At 71.2% G+C, this 6,932-nt stretch carries 8 protein-coding genes; all 8 read left to right on the top strand.

All coding sequences use genetic code 11. The features are described 5' to 3' along the window. Positions 1 to 126: 126 nt before the first annotated feature. The 8 genes from ACZ6C6_RS22345 to ACZ6C6_RS22310 all read left to right on the top strand — a co-directional run bounded on the left by ACZ6C6_RS22345 (position 127) and on the right by ACZ6C6_RS22310 (position 6,911). Positions 127 to 771, top strand: coding sequence for an HAD family hydrolase (locus ACZ6C6_RS22345; RefSeq protein WP_469205013.1), 645 nt, complete (start codon positions 127 to 129; stop codon positions 769 to 771). 42 nt (positions 772 to 813) lie between these two features. Next, positions 814 to 2,013 carry an MFS transporter gene (locus ACZ6C6_RS22340; RefSeq protein WP_469205012.1) on the top strand — a complete coding sequence of 400 codons (1,200 nt, stop codon included), beginning with the start codon at positions 814 to 816 and terminating at the stop codon, positions 2,011 to 2,013. Next, positions 1,982 to 3,154 (top strand): acetoin utilization protein AcuC, encoded by a 1,173-nt coding sequence (locus ACZ6C6_RS22335; protein ID WP_469205011.1) that lies wholly within the window; start codon positions 1,982 to 1,984, stop codon positions 3,152 to 3,154. Before ACZ6C6_RS22340 ends, ACZ6C6_RS22335 begins: the two co-directional genes overlap by 32 nt. A 132-nt stretch (positions 3,155 to 3,286) precedes the next feature. Next, on the top strand, positions 3,287 to 4,102 hold the full coding sequence (locus tag ACZ6C6_RS22330) for a phosphatase (RefSeq protein ID WP_469205010.1): 816 nt from the start codon (positions 3,287 to 3,289) through the stop codon (positions 4,100 to 4,102). A 127-nt stretch (positions 4,103 to 4,229) separates the two neighbouring features. Continuing rightward, positions 4,230 to 4,442 (top strand): helix-turn-helix domain-containing protein, encoded by a 213-nt coding sequence (locus tag ACZ6C6_RS22325; protein ID WP_018104376.1) that lies wholly within the window; start codon positions 4,230 to 4,232, stop codon positions 4,440 to 4,442. Between the two features lie 109 nt (positions 4,443 to 4,551). Beyond that, positions 4,552 to 4,650 carry a 30S ribosomal protein bS22 gene (locus ACZ6C6_RS22320; RefSeq protein WP_003948845.1) on the top strand — a complete coding sequence of 33 codons (99 nt, stop codon included), beginning with the start codon at positions 4,552 to 4,554 and terminating at the stop codon, positions 4,648 to 4,650. Between the two features lie 137 nt (positions 4,651 to 4,787). Next, the gene (locus ACZ6C6_RS22315) at positions 4,788 to 5,870 is read left to right on the top strand and encodes an NAD-dependent epimerase/dehydratase family protein (protein WP_469205009.1); all 1,083 of its coding nucleotides are present in this window, start codon (positions 4,788 to 4,790) and stop codon (positions 5,868 to 5,870) included. Between the two features lie 15 nt (positions 5,871 to 5,885). Continuing rightward, positions 5,886 to 6,911 (top strand): lysophospholipid acyltransferase family protein, encoded by a 1,026-nt coding sequence (locus tag ACZ6C6_RS22310; RefSeq protein ID WP_469205008.1) that lies wholly within the window; start codon positions 5,886 to 5,888, stop codon positions 6,909 to 6,911. Positions 6,912 to 6,932: the final 21 nt, after the last annotated feature.

Raw genomic sequence — 6,932 nt, 5'->3', positions numbered from 1 at the left:
CAGCGCCGATGGTACTGCAGGGGGGACCCTGTGGGAGAGTAGGACGCCGCCGAACTCCTTTTAGGAAGAGCCCCGTGCCCTTGTGGCACGGGGCTTTTTCGCGTTCAGACCCTCTAAAGTCGTGCCATGCGCTACGAACTTGTCATCTTCGACAACGACGGTGTGCTCGTGGACAGCGAGCCGATCTCCAACACCATCCTGGCCGGCTACCTCACGGAGCTGGGCCACCCCACGTCGTACGAGGAATCCCTGCGGGACTACATGGGGTCCGCCGTGCACCGCGTCCACGACCTCGTCCAGGAGCGGACCGGGACCAAGCTGCCCGAGGACTTCGACGTCACCCTCCACTCGCGGATCTTCGCCGCGTTCGAGGAGGAGCTGGAGCCCGTCCCCGGCGTCGACGACCTGCTGGGCAAGCTGGTCGCCGACGGCGTCCCGTACTGCGTCGCCTCCTCCAGCAGCCACCAGCGCATCCGGGTCAGCCACCGGAAGACCGGGCTCGACCAGTGGTTCGAGGAGGAATGGATCTTCAGCGCCGAGGACGTCCGCGTGGGCAAGCCGGCGCCCGACCTCTTCCTGTACGCCGCCGAACGCATGGGCGTCGCGCCCGAGCGGTGCGTCGTCATCGAGGACAGCCCGCTCGGGGTCGAGGCGGCCCGAGCGGCCGGCATGGACGTCTACGGGTTCACCTCGATGATGCCCGCGGACCGGCTGACCGGTGTGACCGGGTATTTCTCCGACATGAGCCAGCTGCCGGAATTGCTTGCCTGACGCGTCTACCCACGGGTAGAAAGTGGCCCTACGCTCGCCGCCATGACAGATGCACGGTTGCGGCACGGCAGGGCCTCCCTCGCGTTGAGCTTCTTCGTGCAGGGGGCCACCTTCGCCCTTCTGGTGACGAGGATCCCCGCGATCCAGGACCGGTACGGGATATCCGACGGCCTGCTGCCCGTGTTCCTCGCCGCCGTCCCGATCCTGGCCGGGGTGGGCAGTGTGCTCACCGAGAAGGTGGTCGCCCGGGTACGGCCCCGGGTGGTCCTCCGGTGGACGCAGCCCGTCGTCCTCCTCGCGCTCCTCGGCGTCGGCGCCGGCAGCGAGCTCTGGCAGGCCGCCCTGGCACTCGGGGCGTTCGGTCTTGCCGTCGGCGCGCTGGACGCGTCCATGAACATGATGGGCGTCAGCCTCCAGCGGGCGTACGGGCGGTCCATCATGCTCGGGTTCCACGCCGCGTACAGCCTGGGCGGGATCGCCGGGGCCTCGATGGCCTGGGCGGGGGCGCACTGGGACCTGTCGTTGCTGGTCTCGTACCTTCCGGCGGTCGTGGTGATGCTGCCCGCGGCGTTCGTCGGGAGCCGGTGGTACGTGGAGGGCGGCGAGGAGACACCGGAGCAGGGGGCGGCCGGTGCGGCCGGGGCGGTCTCCTTCCGGCTGCTGCTTCCCCTGTGCCTCGTGATGGCGTTCGCCTACATCGGGGACTCGACGGTCTCCAACTGGAGCGCGAAGTACCTCCAGGACGTGCTGGGCAGTTCGGAGCAGCTGTCCACCGTCCCGTACAACGTCTACATGGTGACGACGCTGCTCGGGCGGGCCGTCGGGGACCTCGGGGTGCGGCGGTTCGGGGCGGTGGCCGTGGTGCGGGGCGGGAGCGTGCTGGCGGCCGGCGGGTTCGCGGTGGTGGCCTTGGCGGGCGGGGCGTGGACCGGAATGCTCGGGTTCACCCTGCTGGGGCTCGGGCTGTGCGTGATCGTGCCGCAGACCTTCGCGGCGGCGGGGCGGATGTTCCCCGGGGCGAGCGACACCGCGATCGCCCGGCTGAACATCTTCAACTACGTGGGCTTCCTCGTCGGCTCCCCGCTCGTCGGGGCGCTCGGGGACGCCTGGAGCTACCGGGGCGCCATGCTCGTGCCGATGGCGCTGGTGCTGGCTACGCTGCTGTACGCCAAGTCGTTCGGAGCGGAACCCGCCCGATACGGTGGCGGGCATGAGCGGCCGCGCACAGCTGATGTGGGATGACGCAGTAACGGGCTACGACTTCGGGGAGAGCCACCCGATGGACCCCGTCAGGCTCGCCCTGACGATGGGCCTGGTGCGGGCGTTCGGCCTCGACCGGGCGGTCGACGTCGTCGCGGCCAAGCCGGCCGGGGACTCCACGCTGCGGCTCGTGCACCGCCCGGACTACGTGGCGGCGGTGAAGGCCGCCTCCGCGGACCCCCGCTCGGCCGACCGGAAATACGGCATCGGAACCGTGGACGACCCCGCGTTCGCCGGGATGCACGAGGTCTCCGCGCTGATCGCCGGTCAGTCCGTGGCCGCCGCCGAGGCCGTCTGGCGCGGCGAGACCCGGCACGCCGTGAACTTCACCGGCGGGCTGCACCACGCGATGCCGGGCGGCGCGGCCGGCTTCTGCGTCTACAACGACCCGGCGCTCGCCATCGCCCGGCTCCTGGAGCTGGGCGCCGAGCGCGTCGCGTACATCGACGTCGACGTGCACCACGGGGACGGCGTGCAGGCGGCCTTCTGGGAGGACCCCCGCGTCCTCACGATCTCCCTGCACGAGCACCCGCGCACCCTGTTCCCGCAGACCGGCTGGCCGGAGGAGACCGGGGCGGGGAGCGGCGAGGGCGGTGCGGTGAACGTGGCGCTGCCCGCCGGGACCGGGGACGCGGGGTGGCTGCGGGCGTTCCACGCGGTGGTGCCCGAGCTGCTGGCGGACTTCCGGCCGCAGGTGCTGGTGACCCAGCACGGGGCGGACACGCACTTCGAGGACCCCTTGGCGCATCTGGCGGTGTCGCTGGACGCGCAGCGCTCGGTGATGGCCGCGTGCCACGACCTGGCGCACACGTACGCCGACGACGGGCGCTGGGTGGCCCTCGGCGGCGGTGGATACGCGGTGGTGGACGTGGTGCCCAGGTCCTGGACGCACCTGGTGGGCATCGCCGCGCACGCCCCGGTGGACCCGGAGTCGGTGATCCCGTCGTCGTGGCGGGACGAGGTGTACGCGCGGACGCGGCAGTTGGGGCCCGCGCGGATGACGGACGGGCGGACGCCGTCATGGGCGGCGTGGGAGGACGGGTACGACCCGGCGGACCGGCTGGACCAGGCGGTGCTCGCGACGCGGCGGGCGGCGTTCCCGCTGCGGGGGCTGCTCACCTGACCCGGGCACGGAGGACCTGATCCGGGCACGGAGGGCTTACGGGGTTACGGGGTTGAGTACGGTTTACGCCGACTGTGGGGCGTAATCGGGCTTTTGGCCCCCGGGCGGGCCGGTTCGGGCAGCATCGGTGGGGTGTTGAGCACCGGAGCGCTGCGTGCGCATCTGCTGGCGGCCCGGCTGGCCGGGCCCGTGGCCACCTCGCGTGAGGTGAGCCTGCGGAGTTATCGGCTGTTCGCGGCCAGGGACCCCCGGGTGACGCTCGGCCTCGACCCCGAACGGGGCTGGGGCGAGCCCGAGTTGCTGGAGCTGATGGCGGACAGGTGCGGGGTGTCGGACGATCCCGCGCATGTGACCGGGCCCGATGTCATCGATCCGGAGCGGACGGTGGCGGGGCTCGACGCGTTCGCCGTACGGCTGGCGGAGGCGGCGGCCCGGCGGGTGCCGGTGCTGTTCGGGACGGGGCATCCGCACCGGCTGATCGGTTTCTACGCGGCGCTGGCAGACGCTTTGTCGTCGGCCGGCTGCCCCGTCCTCACCCCGGCGCAGGGGCGATGTATCGACATAACGACTCGGTTTGGCGTACGTACCTACCACCTCGACTACGTACGGGGTGTCGCGCTGGTGCGTGAACCCGGCGCGGGAGCGGCCGGTGGTGGAACCGGCGCACACTCCCATTCGCCGCTGCCCGTGCGGGTCGCGCTGGAGGCCGCCGCGGCCGGGCGCGGGCCCGTTCCGGAGCTGGTTGTCGGGGACCACGGATGGGTCTGCGGGGCAGGTCAGCTGGGCATCGAGGCGATCGGGCTGGCCGATACGGACGATCCCGCGCTGTTCGTCGGGGAGGCCGAGGGGCGGGTGGCGGTGGCCGTTCCGCTGGACGACGCGGTGCGGTCCGCGTACTACCTGCCGCTCACGCGCTATGTACTCAATCGGGCGTGTCTGTCACAGTAGCGGCCGATCGTCTCTCCTCTTCCCCACTCGCACCACCCGCCCCTAACCTGGGGAGTGAGCGCACAACGACGAAGAGTCACCGGAGGGGAAGCCGGTGCGCGTCTCGTGCGGAAGGTACAGGTGAGTCATGGCTGCTGACAGCGAGAGTCCTCTGAGCGAGGTCAAGTTTCTGACCGTGGCGGAAGTCGCCTCGGTCATGAGGGTGTCGAAGATGACCGTGTACCGCCTGGTGCACAGCGGTCATCTGCCGGCGATCCGGGTGGGCAGGTCCTTCCGGGTGCCGGAGCAAGCGGTTCACGAGTATCTGCGCGAGTCCTTCGTGGGGGTGGCATCGGCCTGACATTCCCCTCGATTACGTCCCTCACGCGGTGGCGGGTAGGCTAGGCCGACGTAGGTCGTGTGGGCCCAGACGCCCCGCACCAGTGAAGAAGAAGTGAGCGAGGGTAGTCGTGGGCTCTGTTATCAAGAAGCGGCGCAAGCGGATGGCCAAGAAGAAGCACCGCAAGCTGCTCAAGCGCACGCGCGTTCAGCGTCGCAACAAGAAGTAAGCGAACGCAGTTCGTGAATCCGCAGCCCTTCCGCCGTTCCCGGCGGGAGGGCTGCGGTGCTGTGTGCGAGGGGTGTCCACCGGTTACGGTGACGTCCTGACCGACCGAATGCGGGAGACCGACGGAAGGCGCTGATCTTGGGGAAGGTCGTGCTCGTCACGGGAGCGGCCCGGCAGCTGGGCGGCCGTTTCGTCCGGCGCGTCCAGCGCGATCCGGACGTGGAGCGGGTGATCGCCCTCGACGCGGTCGATCCGGAACACGAGCTGGGCGACGCCCTCTTCGTACAGGCGGACATCCGCGGGCCCGCCGTCGCCAGAGTGCTCGCCGAGCACGGTGTGGACACCGTCGTGCACCTGGACGTCAGCGGTTTCGCGCTCGGTGCCCAGGGCCGTACGGCGGTCAAGGAGACCAACGTCATCGGCACCATGCAGCTGCTCGGCGCCTGCCAGAAGGCTCCGGCGGTGCAGCGGCTCGTGGTGAAGTCCAGCACCGGGGTGTACGGCTCGGCGCCCCGCGACCCGGCGGTGTTCCACGAGAACACCCCGCCCAAGTCGCTGCCCGGCGGCGGCTTCGCGAAGGACGCGGCCGAGGTCGAGGGATATGTACGGGGCTTCGCCCGCCGCAGGCCGGACGTGGCCGTGTGCGTGCTGCGGTTCGCGAACATCCTGGGGCCCGACGCGGACTCGCCGCTCGCCGACTATCTGTCGCTGCCGGTGCTGCCGACCGTCTTCGGATACGACCCCCGGCTCCAGTTCGTCCACGAGGACGACGTGATGGACGTCCTGTCCATCGCGGCGACCGAGCCCCGGCGCGGGACGCTGAACAGCGGCACGTTCAACATCGCGGGGGACGGGGTGCTACTGCTCTCCCAGTGCGCGCGCCGGCTCGGGCGGCCCACGGTGCCGATGCTGCTGCCCGCGGTGACCTGGGTCGGGCAGGCACTGCGGACGGTGGGCATGACGGACTTCTCGCCGGAGCAGATCCGGCTGCTCACCCATGGCAGGGTGGTCTCCACCGTCCAGATGCGGGAGACGCTGGGATTCTCGCCCCGGTACACGACGGGGGAGACGTTCGCGGCCTTCGCGCGCAGCCGGGCGCCGGGCCTGCTGCCGCCCCGGGTGGTGGGCCGGGCCGTGGACCGCGTGGCCGAGGCCGTGCCCCGGATCGCCGGGCCCGGTTCCGGCGACGACACCCACCCGACGACCCCGAGCGCCAGGTAGAGGAGCGCAGCGACGATGGCGGATGCCAAGGTCATTCCGTTCGACGACGACCGTTCGCGGTCGGGGGCCGTGCCGCGCGCCGCGCGCCGGCGGTCTCCGGTACGCGGTACGGGCTCGGTGAGCGCCCTGCCGGGGCCCTCGGGCTCCCCGGACACCTCGCCGGAGCCGGAGGAGCCGCACGGGGCCGACGTGGCCGGGCGGGGCGTCTGGGACCGCCGGATCGCGGGCGGGCTCGCCTTCCTGCGGCGGCGGGTCACCGGTGAGTACGACGTGGACGAGTTCGGCTACGACGAGGAGCTGACCGACCAGGTCCTGATGTCGCTGCTGCGGCCGGTGTACGAGAAGTACTTCCGGGTCGAGGTGAAGGGCATCGAGAACATCCCGGCCGAGGGCGGGGCGCTCATCGTGTCCAACCACTCCGGGACGCTCCCGCTGGACGGGCTGATGCTCCAGGTCGCGGTGCACGACCACCATCCGGCGGACCGGCACCTGCGGCTGCTCGCGGCGGACCTGGTCTTCATGCTGCCCGTGGTCAACGAGCTGGCCCGGAAGGCGGGGCACACGCTGGCGTGCGCGGAGGACGCGGAGCGGCTGCTGCGCCAGGGCGAGGTCGTCGGTGTGATGCCGGAGGGCTTCAAGGGGATCGGCAAGCCGTTCGGCGAGCGGTACAAGCTCCAGCGCTTCGGGCGGGGCGGCTTCGTGTCGACGGCGCTGAAGGCCGGGGTGCCGATCGTGCCGTGCTCGATCGTGGGCGCGGAGGAGATCTACCCGATGATCGGGAACGCGAAGACGCTGGCGCGGCTGCTGGGATTCCCGTACTTCCCGATCACCCCGACGTTCCCCTGGCTGGGGCCGCTGGGTGCGGTGCCGCTGCCGACGAAGTGGACGATCCAGTTCGGCGAGCCGATCCCGACGGACGGCTATCCGCTGGAGGCGGCGGAGGACCCGATGCTGATGTTCAACCTGACGGACCAGGTGCGGGAGCAGATCCAGCACACGCTGTACAAGCTGCTGGTGCAGCGGCGGTCGGTCTTCTTCTGACGGCCGCCGCCGCACCACGCG

It is taken from the genome of Streptomyces sp. NPDC041814 (genome assembly GCF_055590565.1).
This window is presented reverse-complemented; position numbering and strand designations above follow the sequence as displayed.

Coding starts and splice junctions, on each gene's coding strand:
- ACZ6C6_RS22345 (WP_469205013.1), top strand. CDS start 127: ATGCGCTACGAACTTGTCATCTTCGACAACGACGGTGTGCTCGTGGAC.
- ACZ6C6_RS22340 (WP_469205012.1), top strand. CDS start 814: ATGACAGATGCACGGTTGCGGCACGGCAGGGCCTCCCTCGCGTTGAGC.
- ACZ6C6_RS22335 (WP_469205011.1), top strand. CDS start 1,982: ATGAGCGGCCGCGCACAGCTGATGTGGGATGACGCAGTAACGGGCTAC.
- ACZ6C6_RS22325 (WP_018104376.1), top strand. CDS start 4,230: ATGGCTGCTGACAGCGAGAGTCCTCTGAGCGAGGTCAAGTTTCTGACC.
- ACZ6C6_RS22310 (WP_469205008.1), top strand. CDS start 5,886: ATGGCGGATGCCAAGGTCATTCCGTTCGACGACGACCGTTCGCGGTCG.